17 protein-coding genes are annotated in these 18,536 nt (G+C 38.2%); 13 read left to right on the plus strand and 4 right to left on the minus strand.

The features are described from left to right. The first annotated feature begins 522 nt into the window (after window positions 1–522). The 3 genes from MKX83_RS19070 (at window position 523) to MKX83_RS19080 (ending at window position 2,881) form a co-directional block, all read left to right on the plus strand. Complete coding sequence (locus MKX83_RS19070; protein WP_307318072.1) at window positions 523–993, plus strand: DinB family protein; 471 nt, start codon at window positions 523–525, stop codon at window positions 991–993. A 297-nt stretch (window positions 994–1,290) separates the two neighbouring features. Beyond that, complete coding sequence (locus MKX83_RS19075; RefSeq protein WP_340976148.1) at window positions 1,291–1,791, plus strand: SRPBCC family protein; 501 nt, start codon at window positions 1,291–1,293, stop codon at window positions 1,789–1,791. A 565-nt stretch (window positions 1,792–2,356) separates the two neighbouring features. Further along, window positions 2,357–2,881 carry a GNAT family N-acetyltransferase gene (locus MKX83_RS19080; RefSeq protein ID WP_340976150.1) on the plus strand — a complete coding sequence of 175 codons (525 nt, stop codon included), beginning with the start codon at window positions 2,357–2,359 and terminating at the stop codon, window positions 2,879–2,881. A gap of 121 nt (window positions 2,882–3,002) precedes the next feature. Here MKX83_RS19080 and MKX83_RS19085 read toward each other — a convergent pair whose 3' ends face one another. Next, window positions 3,003–3,872, minus strand: a complete 870-nt coding sequence (locus MKX83_RS19085; protein ID WP_341057128.1) for an SDR family oxidoreductase — start codon at window positions 3,870–3,872, stop codon at window positions 3,003–3,005. A gap of 138 nt (window positions 3,873–4,010) precedes the next feature. On the opposite strand from MKX83_RS19085, the gene MKX83_RS19090 reads away from it, so the two are divergent. From MKX83_RS19090 to yidC, 7 genes are all read left to right on the plus strand, one after another. Beyond that, complete coding sequence (locus MKX83_RS19090) at window positions 4,011–4,394, plus strand: winged helix-turn-helix transcriptional regulator (RefSeq protein ID WP_307318079.1); 384 nt, start codon at window positions 4,011–4,013, stop codon at window positions 4,392–4,394. A 661-nt stretch (window positions 4,395–5,055) separates the two neighbouring features. Then, window positions 5,056–5,277, plus strand: coding sequence for a hypothetical protein (locus MKX83_RS19095; RefSeq protein ID WP_095372125.1), 222 nt, complete (start codon window positions 5,056–5,058; stop codon window positions 5,275–5,277). A 111-nt stretch (window positions 5,278–5,388) separates the two neighbouring features. After that, entirely contained in the window at window positions 5,389–5,613 is a 225-nt protein-coding gene (locus MKX83_RS19100) for a hypothetical protein (RefSeq protein ID WP_095372124.1), read from the plus strand. Between the two features lie 259 nt (window positions 5,614–5,872). Then, a complete protein-coding gene (locus MKX83_RS19105) occupies window positions 5,873–7,009 on the plus strand; it encodes a Ger(x)C family spore germination protein (protein ID WP_341058648.1) in 1,137 nt (378 codons plus the stop codon). A 490-nt stretch (window positions 7,010–7,499) separates the two neighbouring features. Beyond that, a complete protein-coding gene (locus MKX83_RS19110; protein ID WP_341057133.1) occupies window positions 7,500–7,955 on the plus strand; it encodes a YrvL family regulatory protein in 456 nt (151 codons plus the stop codon). Window positions 7,956–8,192: 237 nt separating this feature from the next. Next, window positions 8,193–8,525 carry a hypothetical protein gene (locus tag MKX83_RS19115; RefSeq protein ID WP_095372121.1) on the plus strand — a complete coding sequence of 111 codons (333 nt, stop codon included), beginning with the start codon at window positions 8,193–8,195 and terminating at the stop codon, window positions 8,523–8,525. A gap of 35 nt (window positions 8,526–8,560) precedes the next feature. After that, window positions 8,561–9,313, plus strand: a complete 753-nt coding sequence (gene yidC / locus MKX83_RS19120; protein ID WP_341058649.1) for a membrane protein insertase YidC — start codon at window positions 8,561–8,563, stop codon at window positions 9,311–9,313. A 68-nt stretch (window positions 9,314–9,381) separates the two neighbouring features. Here the strand turns inward: yidC and MKX83_RS19125 are convergent, their stop codons facing one another. Further along, the gene (locus tag MKX83_RS19125; protein ID WP_341057138.1) at window positions 9,382–9,915 is read right to left on the minus strand and encodes a PepSY domain-containing protein; all 534 of its coding nucleotides are present in this window, start codon (window positions 9,913–9,915) and stop codon (window positions 9,382–9,384) included. Window positions 9,916–10,669: 754 nt separating this feature from the next. Here MKX83_RS19125 and MKX83_RS19130 point away from each other — a divergent pair. Beyond that, a complete protein-coding gene (locus MKX83_RS19130; RefSeq protein WP_380043682.1) occupies window positions 10,670–11,272 on the plus strand; it encodes a DUF6944 family repetitive protein in 603 nt (200 codons plus the stop codon). A 253-nt stretch (window positions 11,273–11,525) separates the two neighbouring features. Here MKX83_RS19130 and MKX83_RS19135 read toward each other — a convergent pair whose 3' ends face one another. After that, a complete protein-coding gene (locus MKX83_RS19135; RefSeq protein ID WP_180316941.1) occupies window positions 11,526–11,669 on the minus strand; it encodes a hypothetical protein in 144 nt (47 codons plus the stop codon). Window positions 11,670–11,810: 141 nt separating this feature from the next. Here MKX83_RS19135 and MKX83_RS19140 point away from each other — a divergent pair, with 141 nt between their 5' ends. Both MKX83_RS19140 and MKX83_RS19145 read left to right on the plus strand, forming a co-directional pair. Beyond that, window positions 11,811–12,095, plus strand: a complete 285-nt coding sequence (locus MKX83_RS19140; RefSeq protein WP_341057142.1) for a transposase — start codon at window positions 11,811–11,813, stop codon at window positions 12,093–12,095. A gap of 71 nt (window positions 12,096–12,166) precedes the next feature. Further along, a complete protein-coding gene (locus MKX83_RS19145; protein ID WP_341057146.1) occupies window positions 12,167–13,252 on the plus strand; it encodes a glycosyltransferase family 2 protein in 1,086 nt (361 codons plus the stop codon). Between the two features lie 35 nt (window positions 13,253–13,287). Here the strand turns inward: MKX83_RS19145 and MKX83_RS19150 are convergent, their stop codons facing one another. Further along, window positions 13,288–17,964 (minus strand): beta strand repeat-containing protein, encoded by a 4,677-nt coding sequence (locus MKX83_RS19150; protein WP_445293189.1) that lies wholly within the window; start codon window positions 17,962–17,964, stop codon window positions 13,288–13,290. Window positions 17,965–18,536: the final 572 nt, after the last annotated feature.

The raw sequence follows: 18,536 nt of genomic DNA on the forward strand, positions 1-18,536 counted from the left end.
GGCTTCTTTTATTTTTGTCTAATTATCCTCCCCCACTACAAACCTCATTCAACACCTTTAGAAGCATCACATAAATTGTATAAGCACATAATCAAGTGCAAACATTCTGAAAACAGGGGTTGCCATTAAAGTACATGCTGTAAACCCAGAAGATGAAGATGTTATTAGAGAGGAGCAGGGTTGGACAGAAAATGAATCGGTTCCATAAGTTACTAACTCGATTATAAAGATCCTGAATATACTCACCTTAACAATTGTTTCTCCTGCTTCTGCTGCAGGTGAAGTAAAACCACAAGAATGCACTAAATGGTATTGTCATATTCCATGGTAATTCTGTACCTCATTTGACTGAATAAGGCTAGTAAGTCCGTTGTTAAATGCAGCTCCTGTGCCTTATTCTCTTATTCTTCCACTTACTTCTACATCACTCCTCTAATCTTGTTTTTTAAATGCTCAACTAATCCTCTTTAACACGAACGTTTATTCGTGTATATTAAAGATATAATTTTCAAGGAGGATATTATGAACTCAGTTAATTTAATTATTTTAAACTTCAACGAAATTAGAAGAAGAAGTATTAAGGTCTGGACATCTATTCCTCAAGATAAGCTAGAATGGAAGCCTGATGATGAAGCCTTGACATGCCTAGAAATGATTAGGCATGTGTTAGAAAGCGAACATTATTATCACCTAGCAATTAAAAATAGAAGGAGTTTGTCCAAATTCAATTCTCCATTCGAAAATCGTCCTTTCACTTCTGTAAATGCAGAATTGGATTTTGCTGAACCATATAGACAGCAATTTATAAATACAATTAAATCATTTTCAGAAGAAGACCTATTTAATATAAAAATTGACCGTTCCGATGCAGGTTACATACGAGATTTAGGTGACATGCTATTACGAATTGCTTATCATGAATCTGTTCATACCGGTCAGTTATTGGATTACTTAAGATCAGCAGGAATACCTAGAATCCATATATGGGATTAAGTCTCATTGGTGTTATCAACAACTCGCTGATACGTATGGTGTAGAGAATGAATACAAATTGATGGCTACAAAGTCTTTGAAAATTGGCTGAAATGATAACTTCTTGATATCCTGCTTTCATTCTGACGTTCTCAAGAAAAAGTATCGAGATTTAACCATTGATGGTTTTGTAATATTATCCAATATTGGTTATACTATTTTTTTGAAAGGCCACTTTCGTATATAAGAGCAACGTTTCAAGTAGTAAAGACGTAAGAATGAATCAAAAGAATAATAATCGTTGAGAGGATGGTTCAGATGGCAAAAACATCAATAACAACCCTTAATATGAAACGCAAATTTAATGTTCCAGCAGAAAAAGTATTTGACGCGTGGACTAAAGCAGACACGATTAAGAAATGGATGTTCACCATGGAAAATACAAATAAAGTGGCAAAGAGTAATCCTCGTGTAGGTGGAACATGGGAAGTTGTGGATCATCGGGATGGGAAAGATTATCGAGCTATTGGAGAATACAAATTGGTTGAACCACCAGCGAAACTTGTTTTCACATTCAAAATGCCTCAATTTAGTGATTTAGAAGACGACATTACAGTGGAAATCGAATCGCTTGAATCTGGCTGTGAAATGATTTTCACACAAGAAATTAACGTAATCCATGAAAAAGATTGGACTACTGCAGATATTCAAAAAGCACATGAAGATTGGAAAAAAGAGACCGAACAAGGTTGGCATTATATGTTCTTAGGTTTGAAGGAATTAGTAGAAACAGGAAAAATTACATATCCATCATTTTAATAAAAATAAAAGCTAACAGAGGTTTTACTTAATCTAAAAGAACTGTAAAAGGTGTCTAGAATTACGGAGTAGCAATTTTGGGGTCATAAGGTTGTAAAAAGAGCAGGAAATTTCCATTTGTAAAATAAGGTATTAAAAGTCCCAACTGTATAATTGGTGTTGGGACTTTCATTTATTGAGCCAGTTTCAATGGCTAGAGGTGCTTTAGTTAAAAAGCCCCCTCCATTAAGAAGGGCTTATTTTTATTCAGAAACTTCTTCCTCATTGCATCTTTTTAAATTTCTTGTTTCTAAACATTAGTATTTTTATCGATGTAAACAATAATTGATGCAACAATATAATTACATCTTAAAGATGAGAATGTATCCCAACATCTTTTAAGCACTCCTATTATAAATGTACTTATTTAAGGAGTTAATGAAGGGTTTTCCTTAAAGAAACGGAGAATTTAGGTGAAGAGGCTATTCATTTACTATGGTGAAATATGTATTTAAGGTAACATATAAAAGGAGGCTAGATACTATAAGAAATGTTTGTAGAATAAAAGCAAGGGGGAAGAACTAACTTGAATATCACAACAGAAAGACTACTAATCAGACCTTTTAAGCGTAATGATTTACAGGATGTATTTGCTATTTATAATAATGATGATACTTGTAAGTTCTTATTACATGAGAAGTGGACTGACGAAGATATGAATAAAAGGTTTGATAAAAAGTTAGCAAACTGTGCACTCACTAAAGAATCCATGTTAAGTTTGGCAGTTATATACAAGAATATAGTAGTTGGTGATTTATCCGTATGGTATACAGAAATGAAAGATACTGTTGAGATTGGTTATAGTTTTTCAAATGAAGTTGCTGGTAGAGGTTTGGCAACAGAAGCAGTAAGTAGTTTGGTCTATAAATTATTTGATGAATTTAATGTACATCGTATACAGGCTAATCTAGATGCACGAAATATAGCTTCACAAAAATTATGTGAAAGAATTGGTATGAGAAAGGAAGCACATTTCATACAAGATTTTTGGAATAAAAATGAATGGACAGATAGTATTGTGTATGGCATGTTAACTTCCGATTTGAAGTAACTGACTTATAATGGTGACTTATGTTAAAAAGCCCTTCCAACTGGAAAGGCTTTTTAACATAAGTGCAAGTTCATTTAGTGGTATAAAATTTTTGTTTGTTTTTGCAGAAAATTTAATTGACCTATTTAGTAGTTATTAATAATTTTAAAAGAGCTTGCCTCAATGATGTAGCAGGACGTTTTAATAAGAATTCCAAATCGGAATGTGTGGATTCTAAGCCACCTTCACGTATCCCTTTTTGAGTCATTACCAACATAGGGTGGTAAGCTTCTGGTACTCCGGCATCTTTTAACATTTTTTCAAAAGAAGCATCGTCTACTGCTACTAAAGGAACTTCCTTACCTGTTACTTGATTTAATATATCAACAAATTGCTGGTGTGTTAAATTTTCACCAGAAAGTTCATAAATGTTATTTTCATGACCATCTTCTACTAAAATATTTGCAGCTGCTTCAGCTAAATCTGGTCGGTATACCCAACCGATTTTCCCCTCACCTGCAGAAGTTACCCAAGGGGCACCATCCATACAACCTTGGATTGTATTAAGCTCATTTTCTATATACCAGTTGTTACGTAGAATTACATAAGGGATACCTGATTCAATAATAGCTATTTCACGTGCTCTATGAAGAACTGCTAGGAAGAAATCATTTTCTTCTGATCTAGTAACACTTGGATAAATAATTTGTTTTACGTTTGTTTCTTTGGCAGCTTCAACTGCATTTAAATGTTGTCGCATAACCGTTTCATAATCACCAAATGTTGATATAACAAATACTCGATCTATATCTTTAAATGCAGTAATTAGGGTATCTTTCTTTTCAAAATCCGCCACTCGCACTTCCAAGCCTTTTTTATTATAACCCATTGCTTTTTGAGACTTGTCGTCACGTACACCAACAACTACTTCTTCTACTGATAATTTGGCAAGTAAATATTCTACAACTTTAGAACCTAAATTTCCAGTTGCCCCAGTTATTAAAACTTTCATAGAAACTCCTCCACTATGGTGTATTTTTGATTTTTAATTCTAATATCTATACTATTTGTTATATAGGATTTATGTAAGTAGGCACATTTTAATAACATAGTCATAAAAATAGCACCTAGAGAAAAAGGAGGTTTTATTATGGCACGTTTTAGTTATCAAGATGAATCAATCACTGAGGAAATACAACAAGAAATCTGTCCATTAACAGTCACCCAAAATGCAATTGCGGGCAGATGGAAAATCGTGATTTTATGGCATTTAAGCCAAAATAATATCATTAGGTTTAATGAATTATTGAGAATGTTACCTGGAATATCAAAAGGAATCTTAACAAGACAATTGAGAGAACTTGAAGAGGACAACCTAGTACACAGAGAAGTTTATAAAGTTGTACCACCAAAAGTAGAATATTCATTAACCGAACAGGGGCGAAAATTTATACCTATTTTAGAAGCAATGCAAACCTGGGGTAAAGATTTGCTAAATAAAAAAATAGAGATGAATGAAAAATCTAAGTATTAATGAACTCTTACTAACTTACGAAAGAACTAAACCAGGCTACCATATAAAAAAAACAGCACCTAGTATTGTTTATTTAAAAAAATCTAAATACTACTTAAAGGTGTTTAAAATTTGTATAGCCCTCAATATCAAGAGGGCTCTCTTTAATATTCACTCATAAGCGCTAATCAAACCGATTTCTTCGGTTTTTTTCATACATTTAAGATTCTTAACATCTATTAAAAACATCCTCCTATATAAGATTAATAAGCACCAACCAATTAAATCTCTAAATTATTCACCTTCTATCAACTACGTATTTAGAAATGGATTTTTAAAATTCAGAAGATAACCCTTAAAAGGATGCTTCATTGATTTTCATCTGGTCAAAACGTTATAAATGATTGGAGCTTCTGTGTTTTTTCTAACATTCCATATTCTCTTGCTCCCTCTCGGAGAACGTATTTGATTGGAGAAGTTACAGCTATACCCCTTCCGGCAATCTTCAATTCAATAAGGATTACTCCAACAAAGGGAAACAAGATTCCTAAACGACTAGAGCTATACGTTTTGTCTTCAAGCAATTAGAGAATAAAGCAGCACCATAAAATTGTGTATCCTCTTTTCAAAACTTTTCATCTTATAGTAAAATATACCCACGATGTATATAAGGAGGATCCATATGGATATTTTTAAGGGGATAGAATTTAACTACATGCAATTTATTGGACCATTGCTAATTCTGTTTATTACAATGTTTGGTGTAGCTTTCATTTATCGATTTTTGCTTTTTAAACTATTGCCAGTTAAACTCTACAATTTTTTTATCGGGCCAATAGCCTTATTAGGTTTTTTTATTTGGTTAATACCTATGGAATTAGGTTTCCATCAATTTTTTAAGTAGGCACCTTCATTTGGGTGCTTTTTTAAATAAACTTAATAATTCTTTAATACAGCTCATACATGCACCCAATCCCTTCAAAATCATAAGATGCTTTGAAGGAGTGATATCACCATGCCATGGCAACATAAAATTAATTATTTAATTGGCCAACCAATTGGTATCTCATTCACCAATGGTCAAGGGACATCAGGGAAACTTTGTGGTACATCTCAAAGAAAATTATTAGTGATTGAATATTTATATCAATCCCAATTCGCATTAAAACAATATGATTTTCATATGATTCAAGATATAAGTGGGTTTCCATCCTGTCATAACCAACAACCATTATATTGAAGCACAGCCCACATCAGTGGGCTGTTTTTTAAGAGACATTATACATAATCTGTAATTCATCCTGTGCTCGCAGATACATTGGTTAATTAAAATATACATCTACTTCGAAGCACATAATTCTGAGATTAAATACAAAAGCATACCTGGTAAAGAGCATGAAATATGTAAATGACTTTATAATTTATGAATACTTAAGTCCATTTAACGTCACTCTAAGTTAAGATAGTATACCTTAAAGGGGAGAGTTAAAATTAAGAGGATCCTCATTACCATGATTATGTTTCTTTTGTTAAGTGGATGTCAAAAGCCTGTAGAAATTCAATATCAAGCATACGCCATTGGTTTTGGTGTTGACTTTATTGACGAAGAATATGTGGTATATGTTCAATTCTTGGATTTTTCAAATGTAGCTAAGACCGAGAGCAGCTCTATTAATCAAGATAAACCTGTATGGTTGGGTGTAGGAACAGGCAATACAATAAATAAAGCATTAACTAATATTTATAAAACCATGCAAATAAAAATTAATTTTGATCATATCAATAGCTTTATTTTTTCAGAAAATATAATCAAGTATAAACTAAAGGAAACGACTGATTCACTATCTTCGAATTACAACATACGTGTCCATGGGTGGATTTATGGCACTAGTGAAGATTTAGAGGAAATATTGACACTTAAAATGCCTTTTTATTATCCCATTACAAGCAGTATTATTAATCAACCTCTAGACACACAAACACAAGTTTCAGAAGTACCTGCTATTGATGCAACTAAATTTCTTATTGGTTTAGGTGAAGCGACAAAGACTATCTTACTACCACGAATTGAAATAACTAATAATAATGTGAGAAAAAATGAATTGAAATTTTTAGTACCCTATTTTAATGGAGGATATTTTATTAAAGGCGGGAACTACAAAGGTTTTTTAAACTCATCTCAATTAAGTGGTTATATCAAAGCTAATAAGCAGGCAGATGTTGAAAGAAGTTTAATTCAGGTCAATATGGAAAATAAAAACGATCCTGTTGAAGTCGAACTTAGAGATCCTAAAACGAAATTAACGTTGGAGGAAGACAACTTTCATTCTAAATTCAAGTTAAACATAAAATCCACAATCATTTTAAGGGAGGGAGCCTCCGAAGTAAATCAAGATGCACTTAAACATAAAGTTGAAGATAAAATCAGAGATGAAGCCTTCTTATCTTTAAAATCTGGGAGGGAAAAAGGTATAGATGTATACCTTTTTGAAGATTACCTCTTTAGGCATCATAATAAAATTTGGAAGCAACACAAATTTCAAGACATGTTTAAGAATATTACTGCCGAAGATATAAATGTAGAAATTAAATATTCTCATAGTCCAAATAAAGTATTTAAATCAAGAAGCAAGTAAAAGTGAGTAATTATTCGCTTAAAAAGACTCTTACCTATTCATAGGACTTCAATTAAAAGTAATATAAGGGCATAAAGTAAAATAAAGAGAGGCAAAGGTCCTTTGAATGACAAATTTGTATTTTTTTCATCAGTTTCCTTTGCCATTTTCTCCTATGCCAAGTTTCAACTACCTCTCTATATCAAGCACCTAGGAATCCTTTTGTTACACATTGAGCTATTCATTCTTCACTTTCTAGCTTTCAAATAGCCCCTTAAAGTTTTAATTGAGTTTTTCCTATAACGGTGTCCGGTAGCAATAGCCTGACTGAGACAAACTATTCATCTGGTACTCATACATTTAATGATGGCCACCCCTTTAGAAATAAAACGGTACATGACCTCCAATGTCTGCTACAAGATTATTACAAAAAAACTAATATAAGTTGGCAAACACTTTAATACAATGTAAAATTTTACATATTAACGAAGTCTATTGGGAGGATGAGGAGATGAAAGACAAACCATCATCAAAGAAAAGTAACTTCAAAAGTATCATTGGGTCAACTACCGCGATAAGCATCATTGTTCTGTTGGTCTTATCATTCGTTCTTGCTCTTTACTTTTTTAGTACTCTAGGAATCTTTCATTTACTTAACATCAAATTTGAATCCTTCCCATCCATCATTTCATTTATTTTGCTTTATTTTCTCATTGGAATCGTATCTGATATTTTTATAGGAGCACTCATTTTATTGATGAATCATTCGGGGAAATATACCCTGAAGCAACAGCAGGTTACATCTTTAGTGTTTTCTTTTTTGACAAACTGGGCGATTGTGTCTTTTTTGGATTATGTCATGCATTCCATCCAAATCGGATTGTTCGCTACAATTATTTTAGCTTTGATTTTTTCTTTAATAGAGTATGCATGTGAAGACTTAGGGAAGGATGAGGAAAAAGAATAGACTATAACAACTACCCATTTACTGCTTGCAATCATGAATACTCCCATAATGTAACAGCATTTTTTAGAATGGATGTACTAGAAAAAGATGCTTGTACTATCTACTTAATATTTAAATATAATAGTCACAAAAAGGTTATCCATAGCCTGTAAGTCTTGCTTCATTTACTTTTCCTTCTGATTCCGTTATGATTATGATGAAAATATGAAAAAGAATTGAAAGGAGGGGAGCAGTCTAATGAGACATTTATCATTCAATCATACCATTCTCTTTGGGATGATATTTGCTGGTCTTTTTGAACTTGATTATCAAACGATTCATGACTTAACCTTAGCTGGTATTGTCTTAACAATCCTACTCCCCGCCTTAACGATATATTTCTTACAACGAAATACAGGCATGCTTTTTTATCGTCTTCAAGAAGCAGACGCTGATTTAATTAACCACTACGCATCTGTTCTTTCTAATGTGCTTAATTGGGCATGTAAACAAAACCGTTTACTTACAGTTCGTCGCAAAGAAAGTCCAGACGATAGCGATGAAGCATTTCTTTCTCTAATGACTAATTAAAACAATCATTAGAGGAGGAAATATTTTTGAAGAAAATGATATGGTTAGTAATTACAATTTCATTGGTTTTAGCTGGCTGTCAAGCAAATGGTGGTACAGACACAGGGTTTTTCCATCATTATTTTGTGCAGCCATTGATCTCTATCATCGACTTTTTTGCAGGCATATTCCATGGAAATTATGGTTGGAGTATTGTGCTAGTGACTTTATTATTAAGGTTGATCTTGCTACCTTTAACCGTTAAACAAGTAAAAAGCTCTCAATCGATGAAGGTCAAAATGGAAGCGTTACAACCTGAAATGAAGGCTATACAAGAGCAAATGAACAAAACAAAAGATGAAGCTAAGAAGCAAAAATTACAACAAGAGCTTATTGGTTTATATGCGAAACATGGGGTCAATCCAATGAATATGGGATGTTTGCCCTTGCTGATACAAATGCCGATTTTGATGGCTATTTATTATGCAATTAGAACATCTCCTGAAATCGCTACCCATGGCTTTTTATGGTTTAGCTTAGGACACGCCAATATTCCCATGGCTATTATCGCTGGTGTCATTTATTATTTGCAATTCAGAGTTTCCCTTATGCAATTACCAAAGGATCAACAACAAGGACCAATGAAAATCATGGGATACCTTTCACCGGCAATGATCTTGTTTATTTCCCTATCTGCACCAGCTGCACTGCCTTTATATTGGTCAGTGAGTGGATTATTCCTTATTATCCAGACATATGTCATCCAGAAAAAATATAAGAAATCACCCGTCGTACAACCTAGTCTTTAATAATAGGTTAAAAAAAGTCCAATGATTAAATTAATCATTGGACTTTACTATCTGCTGAGGAAAAAAATTTAATCTCTGCCTTTTAACTCACCACTTATCGCATTAATAATATAATCGATATCTTCACTACCATCTCTGACTTCGATTTCATACTGCTCTGTTCCATTCTCTACTTCTAATGTCCAACCGCCAATTTCATTACTCGTTTCTGCTTGAACTATTTTCATCGCTTCTGAAGGTGAAAGAATCTCATTTAAAGAAATACCTTGTTCTTCATCCCCTTTTTCAATTGCCTCTTCACTTTGATCTAAAATATCTCCAGTATGTGCATCAATCACAAGCTCATACTCTTTTTCATTAGAAGCTCCAGCCACATCATATTTCCATTGATCCATATCACTATCTAATTCAACTTTTGTAATATAATCCACTTCATATTCTCGCAGAAAGATATCTACGGCATTTTGAAGACTCACTTCAATTTCTTCATCTGCTAGATTAGGTTTATCAATGTTTCCACTCTGAGAATCGCCCTCACCATCGCCACATGCAGTCAAACAAAAAATCGTCATTATCGATAATATAAGTAAAAATCTCTTCATCTTTAATCGTTCTCCTTTAACTATTATGTACTTATGTTTTATATTCCCTCTTCTTTCAAATAAAAAACAAGTATTAGATTGTATTCACTTAAAGTTAACCTTTAAGAGTAGGTGAATCAAGTTATTTGTTAAGTTTACTGCTAATAATTGGAGCTAAGATAATGGGATGAACAATAAATTTACGATTACTACTGGTGATATCTCTAGTATGAGCGCTACAGTTCTACTATATTTGCTAAAAAGGGGCAGAAGTAATTGTAACAGATATAGATGATCAAGTAAGAAAAATGCTTAAAAAAATTGAATGTTGCAAATGAGGGAAAGCTAAATGAATCAGACTTAACAGAATCCGATTCTTGTACAAAAGAGTTCCTGAGGATAAAACAAATGATGAATAAAAAAAGTCAATGTTGATTAGATGTGAAATTCTTAAAAGTTCAAGCATTAAAGGAGACACAATCGACTGGCTACACTTCATGTTGCAAAAGAGAAGAAGATTCGTATGAATAGAGTCCAGCCAGGTTTCATTGCGATGGTCTGGCAACAAACAATTTTAAAAAGATGAACTAATTGCCAAAAAACCGTTAGTCGATGAGGTTATGCTGATGTACCTAGCTTCTAATGAGTCGACTCTTACTACGGGTCGTGTACTAGTTAATAAATGGTCTTTATTTGGAAGAAGTAACCGGTAAATGTACATCTTTCATTTTTATCTCCTTAAGTACAAACCCACTTCCTTCACCACATACATATAATGAAGCGAGTATGGGAGGGATTAGGCCTGAATAGTCAACTAAAGGAGATTTTTGGCTCTGTATTGTCAACTATCGGTACAATTGAAGCAGCTTTAGGAAGTACTCCTCAACTCCCTATCAATGAACAGCTAAAAATTGATTTGCGTTTGCAAGGAAATATACTTCAAGCTACAGGCGAAGCACTTTCCGCTGATGGCCAAGGAACCTATTCACTTGAGCTTATTGGTGATGAAGTCCAAGCTGTTGGCAATTCTCTCGTTATCATTGGCATCCTTTTTGACCCAAATAAGGACTTGAACCAAAGAATAATCATTACTGGTAATTGGTTCCAGGCTTTAGGAAGTTTTGTTGCATTAAGTGATGAGTTTTTTGATTTAACACCCTCGGGTAGATCTTTAAATATAGTTGGTGGCTTCCTTCAAGGAATTGGCAATAGTATGCAAGCAAAAGGAGGGATTGAATCATTAAGAGACAAGAGTAGTGAGAGCGGTGAAGCATTGGGGTTTTATGGTAGTTGGATTCAAGCGATCGGGTCTGTTTTATCACTTATTGGCCAAATGAAAGAAGAGCTTCAAGAAATTGCACTTCATATTAATGAGTAAGTTTATAAGCTTCGTACAAGTAATCATGTTTACCTCTCTTTTTACATATACCTTTAAAGAAAGGATGTGTAAATTAATGAGTGAATTTGTACTTTGCAATAAATGTCAAGAGCTTGTTTATTATCATGAAATACTAATCGTAAAAAGAAAGACCATTTGTATGACTTGTTTAACTAAAAGAGTTGTTCACAAATCAAAATAAGCGGTGTCCCATATTTGATTATTACAAATATGGGATCCGCTTATTTTTTTCTTAAATCTTAAAACCACGCCTTATTTTCAGTTTACGAGAATAACATTGGTCACAAACACCATCATTATCGATATATTCATTCTTGTCTTCTATTACTTTCTCACATTTAGAGCAAATCCACTGTTGTTGTTTCACTTGTTTCATTACTCTCAGCTCCTTTTCACCTATCATTCGACAAATCTAGGTAAGTTCCTTTTCGTTTTTATATTTTTCGGAAAATAAATGTATCTTTCTTTGAAAAATAACAGAAGCTAATCCTATCACTCTTCTTAGGAGGGTTTTTTAATGGTATTTTTCATTGTATTGATGATTATAATGATTCCTATTTTAATGGTTTTTGCTAATAAAAATTGGGCACCTACACATATTGTGCTAATTTCTTTAGCTACCATTTCCCTCATCGTTTTTGAAAGTATAACAGCTACAACAGTTTATGAAATCATTAGCGAAAACTTAGTATTTATGACAACCGTCCATGTCGTCTTTCTCAACCCTTTATTTTTAATTACAGGGGGATATCTAGGGGTTTTCTTACTTTATTTACTATTTTTAAGACTTGCAATGAAATAACTAATTAGGTTTGAACCCATTTCTTTCACCATTCATATAGTATAAGGATTCTTTATTTGGTGGTGAACGGGATGATAACAATTAGCCTTTGTATGATTGTAAGAAATGAAGAGGAAGTACTTGCTGAATGCTTAAAAAGTGTGTCTGATTTATGTGATGAAATTATAATTGTAGACACGGGCTCAACAGATGAAACAGAGAAAATCGCTAAAGAGTTTACTGAACATCTTTTTCACTATGAATGGACAGATGATTTTGCCGCAGCAAGGAATTATGCTTTTGAGCAAGCTACACAAGATTATATTCTCTGGTTAGATGCAGACGATATACTTTTACCAGATGACAGACAAAAAATGAAAGACTTAAAAGGAGCGTTATCTTTTGACGTAGATGCTGTCGCAATGCTCTACCATTTAGCCTTTGATGAGGAAAATAAACCAACCTTTAGTTCTCGTAGACATCGGTTAGTTAAAAGAGACCGACATTTCAAGTGGCATGGTCCTGTCCATGAATATTTGGAAGTCGGGGGCCATATTATTGAGTCAGATATTGCCATTAAGCATAATAAAAGTAGTAAACAAACACATCATGAACAAAGTGACCGCAATATTAAAATATACGAGAAAAGGTTAGAAAAGGGTGAGGAGTTTTCACCAAGGGATTTGTTTTATTTTGCAAATGAACTAAAAGACCATGCTAGATTCGAAAATGCAATTGCCTATTATGCACAATTTTTACAGAGTAAAAAGGGATGGGTCGAGGATGAAATTAGGGCATGCTTATCTATAGCTGAATGTTATAAACATTTAAATATAGAAGAAAGTGAGCTTGAGGCACTCATTTTAACCATGAAGTTTGATACACCAAGACCCGAAGCCGCTTGTAAAATTGGTGATATTTATAAAGAAAAAAATGACTTTAATAAGGCCATTTTTTGGTATCAATTAGCAACTACGCTCGAGGAACCGACTCATTTTAATTTTAAAGATGAATCTTATACTACCTGGTACCCACATATTCAACTATGTTATTGTTACTGGCAAAATGGTAATGAAAATCAATCATATTTCCATCACTGTAAAGCAAAAGAGTACCGACCCAATGATTCAAGAGTCAATCATAACGAGCTTTTTTTCAAAGAATATTACATCAAATAAGCAATGTGAGGATAATGATTCCCACATTGCTCTTTTTATCCAATTTGGTGAATGGACCAAACAATGGGTAAAGTCCCTGATCCCAGATTCAAGCTAATTGTAAGCCCATTTGCATTATAGAATAAACCCACAGTATCTCCCGCATTTAAAGTCATATCACCTGAGAGAGTAACTGTTCCAGAACCCAATATAGTTCTCAGACTCAATAATAAAACAATATTCACATCTAGAATAGGAAATACACCAGTAATTAAATCAGTTGAAGTAGATATTCTTCTAACACTAAAAGTCGGACTAACTCCTGCACCGATAGCTATAGAAATAGTGGTAGTTGTTTGATAATTAATTGTTGCCTTAATAGAATATCTCCCTGTATTTGGTACTGTAAAAGTACCTGTAGTAGCATTAAAACTTGCACTACTATAGCTAGGCGAAGCAATATTCCAATTAGCAATTTGTTGCGAAGCACTAATCCCACTTAAGTTTGTTCTAGCCGAAAAACCGACAATAGGTACTGAAATGCCTGATGGACCAGTTACACCTGTGATTCCTGTCACTCCTGTTGGACCCGTGATCCCGGTAGATCCTGTTAGGCCAGTCAGACCTGTTACTCCCGTTGGGCCGGTTGTTCCTGTGAACCCTGAGGATCCTGTTAAACCCGTTAATCCCGTTAGACCGGTTGGTCCGATTGAGCCTGTTGAACCGGTTGGGCCCGTTAGTCCCGTAGGTCCTGTTGTTCCTGTTAAGCCGGTTGTTCCCGTTAAACCGATAGCTCCTGTGACCCCTGTTACTCCCGTTAGACCGGTTGGGCCTGCACTCCCCGTGATTCCTGTCGCTCCAGTACCACCCGATACTCCGGTACTTCCCGTGATACCGGTCACCCCTGTTGAACCCGTGACCCCCGTGGCTCCAGTTAGACCTGTTGCTCCAATCAAGCCTGTTGGACCCGCTGTTCCTGTGATTCCTGTTGGTCCTGTTAAACCGGTGACTCCCGTCAAGCCGGATGGGCCTGTGGTCCCCGTCGCTCCTGTTAGCCCAGTAGTTCCTGTCGCCCCAGTCAAACCGGTTACCCCTGTTAGGCCAGTTGATCCACTCAAGCCTGTTGGACCCGTTGTTCCTGTGATTCCTGTTGGACCTGTTGAACCAGTTACTCCTGTCAAACCGGTTGTTCCTGTTACTCCTGTTGTTCCAGTTAAACCAGTTACTCCTGTCAAGCCGATTGAACCCGTAATTCCTGTTGTTCCTGTTATGCCCGTTGCTCCAGTAATTCCGGTGATACCGGTCACTCCTGTTGAACCTGTTACTCCGGTTAAACCTATTGCTCCTGTGATTCCCGTTAGCCCTGTAGTTCCTGTCGCCCCTGTTAGACCCGTTACTCCCGCTATGCCTGTTGATCCAGTCGAACCTGTTACTCCAGTTACCCCTGTTAGACCCGTCGTACCGGATGAACCGGTGATTCCTGTTGAACCTGTAGCTCCTGTCAAACCGGTTGTTCCTGTTACTCCTGTTGATCCAGTTAAACCCGTTAATCCTGTCGAGCCTATTGACCCCGTAATTCCTGTTGTTCCTGTTATGCCCGTTGCTCCAGTACTTCCGGTGATACCGGTCACTCCTGTTGAACCCGTGGCTCCAATTAAACCAGTAGCTCCTGTCAAACCGGTTGATCCAGTTAAACCAGTTACTCCAGTCGAGCCGACTGACCCAGTAATTCCTGTGGTTCCTGTTAAGCCCGTTGAGCCAGTTAGACCTGGGATTCCCGTTAGCCCTGTGGTTCCTGTGACACCGGTTGAACCCGTATTTCCGGTCGTCCCTGTTAGACCTGTTACTCCGGTTAAACCTATTGCTCCGGTGATTCCGGTCGCTCCTGTTGAACCCGTAGCTCCTGTCAAGCCGGTTGTTCCTGTGATTCCTGCTGATCCTGTTATTCCTGTCGCTCCTGTTGAACCTGGTGCTCCAGTCAAGCCGATTGAACCCGTAATTCCTGTTGTTCCTGTTATGCCCGTTGCACCAGTACTTCCGGTGATTCCGGTCGCTCCTGTTGAACCCGTGATTCCGGTCGAACCTGTTATACCCGTGGCTCCAATTAAACCTGTTGTTCCTGTTAATCCAGTTGCTCCAGTTGGACCAGCGATTCCTGTTGATCCGGTGATACCGGTCTCTCCTGTTGAACCAGTAGCTCCAATTAAACCAGTAGCTCCTGTCAAACCGGTTGATCCAGTTAAACCAGTTACTCCAGTCGAGCCGACTGACCCAGTAATTCCTGTGGTTCCTGTTAAGCCCGTTGAGCCAGTTGGACCTGTGATTCCCGTTATCCCTGTGGTTCCTGTGACACCGGTTGAACCCGTATTTCCGGTCGTCCCTGTTAGACCTGTTACTCCGGTTAAACCTATTGCTCCGGTGATTCCGGTCGCTCCTGTTGAACCCGTAGCTCCAATTAAACCTGTAGCTCCTGTCAAACCGGTTGTTCCTGTGACTCCTGTTGGTCCTGTTAAACCCGTTACTCCAGTCAAGCCGATTGAACCCGTAATTCCTGTTGTTCCTGTTAAGCCCGTTGCTCCAGTTGGACCTGTATTTCCCATTAGCCCTGTAGTTCCTGTGGCTCCAGTCAAACCGGTTACCCCTGTTGGACCTGTTAAACCGGTCGAACCTGCTGATCCTGTTATACCCGTGGCTCCAGTACTTCCGGGGATACCGGTCACTCCTGTTGAACCCGTAATGCCGGTCGATCCTGTTATACCCGTGGCTCCTGTTGGACCGGTGATTCCCGTTAGACCAGTTGAACCTGTGGCTCCAATTAAACCTGTAGCTCCTGTCAAACCGTTTACACCGGTTAGTCCAGTTGATCCGGTCAAGCCAGTTGGACCAGTTGTTCCTGTGAATCCTGTTAGACCTGTTACTCCAGTCAAGCCGATTGACCCTGTATTTCCTGTTACTCCGGTTAAACCTATTCCTCCTGTGACACCAGTTGGACCGGTTGTTCCCGTTACTCCTGTTGATCCAGTACTACCAGTAACTCCCGTATTTCCTATTATGCCGGTCACTCCTGTTGAACCCGTGACTCCCGTGGCTCCTGTCAAACCGGTTGTTCCTGTTAAACCTGTTACTCCAGTCAAGCCGATTGACCCCGTAATTCCTGTTAAGCCCGTTGATCCAGTTGCACCTGTCACTCCTGTTGATCCAGTGATTCCGGTCGATCCTGTTAGACCTATTACTCCCGTTGCGCCAGTTGAACCCGTGATTCCGGTCGTCCCTGTTAGACCTGTCACTCCGGTTAAACCTATTGCTCCGGTAATTCCTGTTACTCCCGTTAGACCTGTATTTCCTGTACTACCCGTTACTCCGGTATTCCCTGTGAGTCCTGTCAATCCTGTTAAACCTGTGATACCCGTTAGACCGGTGATTCCAGTTGCACCTGTTAACCCCGTTGATCCGGTTGGACCCGTTAGACCTGTTGAACCCGAGTTTCCAGTCGTTCCGGTTAGACCTGTGACTCCGGTTAAACCTATTGCACCAGTGATTCCGGTTGACCCTGTTAAACCCGTTACTCCTGTCAAACCAGTTGGGCCTGTGATCCCCGTCGCTCCTGTTAGCCCAGTGGTTCCCGTAGTCCCAGTAAAACCGTTTACACCGGTTAGACCAGTTGTTCCTGTCAAGCCGGTTGGTCCCGTTATCCCTGTTAATCCTGTTGTACCAGTTGGACCTGTGATTCCGGCCGCCCCTGTTAGACCTGTTACTCCCGTCAAGCCGGTTGAACCGGTGACTCCGGTGGATCCTGTTAAACCCGTTACTCCTGTCAAACCGCTTGGCCCCGTAATTCCTGTTGCTCCTGTTAAGCCTATTGAGCCAGTTGGACCCGTTAGACCTGTATTTCCTGTGTTACCAGTTGAACCAGTAGTTCCAATGATTCCTGTCGGTCCAGTACCTCCTGGGATACCTGTCACTCCTGTTGAACCCGTAGGCCCCGTCAAGCCAATTGCTCCGGTGATTCCTATTGCGCCCGTTGAACCTGTGGCTCCCGTTAGACCCGTCGAACCGATTGAACCTGTCACTCCGGTTACACCCGCCAAGCCTGTTGGACCCGTGACCCCTGTCACTCCTGTTGAACCAGTAGTTCCCGTTATTCCTGTTGTTCCTGGTAAGCCCATTGAACCGGTGATTCCGGTTGATCCTGTTACTCCCGTCAAACCGATTGAACCTGTGACTCCTGTTGCTCCTGTTAAACCCGTTATTCCTGTTACTCCGGTGTTGCCAGTGGTTCCGGTACTCCCTGTAAGACCCATTAAACCAATTGGGCCTGTGATTCCAGTAGGTCCAGTCATTCCCGTTGAACCTGTGACTCCTGTCAAACCAGTAGGACCGGTTGAACCCATTATTCCAGTCTCGCCTATTGGCCCAGTGTTGCCTGTTGCACCAGTACTTCCCGTCACACCTGAAACGCCCGTAGCCCCTGTCAAGCCTGCGACTCCTGTTGCACCTGTTAATCCTATTTCTCCAGTTAGACCCGTGACACCGGTATTTCCTGTGCTCCCAGTGATACCTGGCATGCCTGTGGGACCAGTAACGCCTGTGACTCCTGTTTCTCCAGTTGTTCCCGTCACCCCTGCGCTACCTGTTAAGCCAGTAGGTCCAGTCATTCCCGTTACTCCTGTCACACCATTAGGGCCGGTGGTTCCTATTGAACCAGTTACGCCAGTGGCTCCGGTTAATCCCATCACTCCAGTAGGACCGGTGATACCTGGCGCTCCAGTTAAACCATCTACCCCTGTTAGACCTGTCACTCCAGTAGCTCCAGTTAGACCGGTGGCCCCCGTTATACCAGTGATTCCCGTACTTCCAGTTAAGCCTATCGCACCAGTCATACCCGTTGGTCCAGTTGCACCTGTTATTCCTGTCTCACTGCCTGGTGGACCTGTTGGACCTGTTGCCCCTGTAGGACCCGTTATTGTTAATCCGCTTCTCCCAGGTATTCCTGGATAACCCCTCGGACCCATTGCACCTGTCGACCCTGTTGCGCCAGTCATACCTGTTACTCCGGTAACTCCTGTTGCACCCGTTACCCCTCTTCTGCACCATCTACACATCCGACAATTACATCTTTGATTACAAGCATGAGGGATATTTATTTCACCAGCTGCTCCTTCACTTACTTCTCTCAAGATTGGAACTAATATGGGATCTTGTAAAATCTCAGCCAAGAGTCTAAGAGACTCACTAGGAATCTCATGAATTTCCGGTGAAAATTCACCTATTCTATCCGGAAACAGCAATTGAAAAAGATATGTGA

The organism is Cytobacillus sp. FSL M8-0252, from assembly GCF_038007345.1.
Lineage (GTDB): Bacteria > Bacillota > Bacilli > Bacillales > Cytobacillaceae > Cytobacillus > Cytobacillus kochii.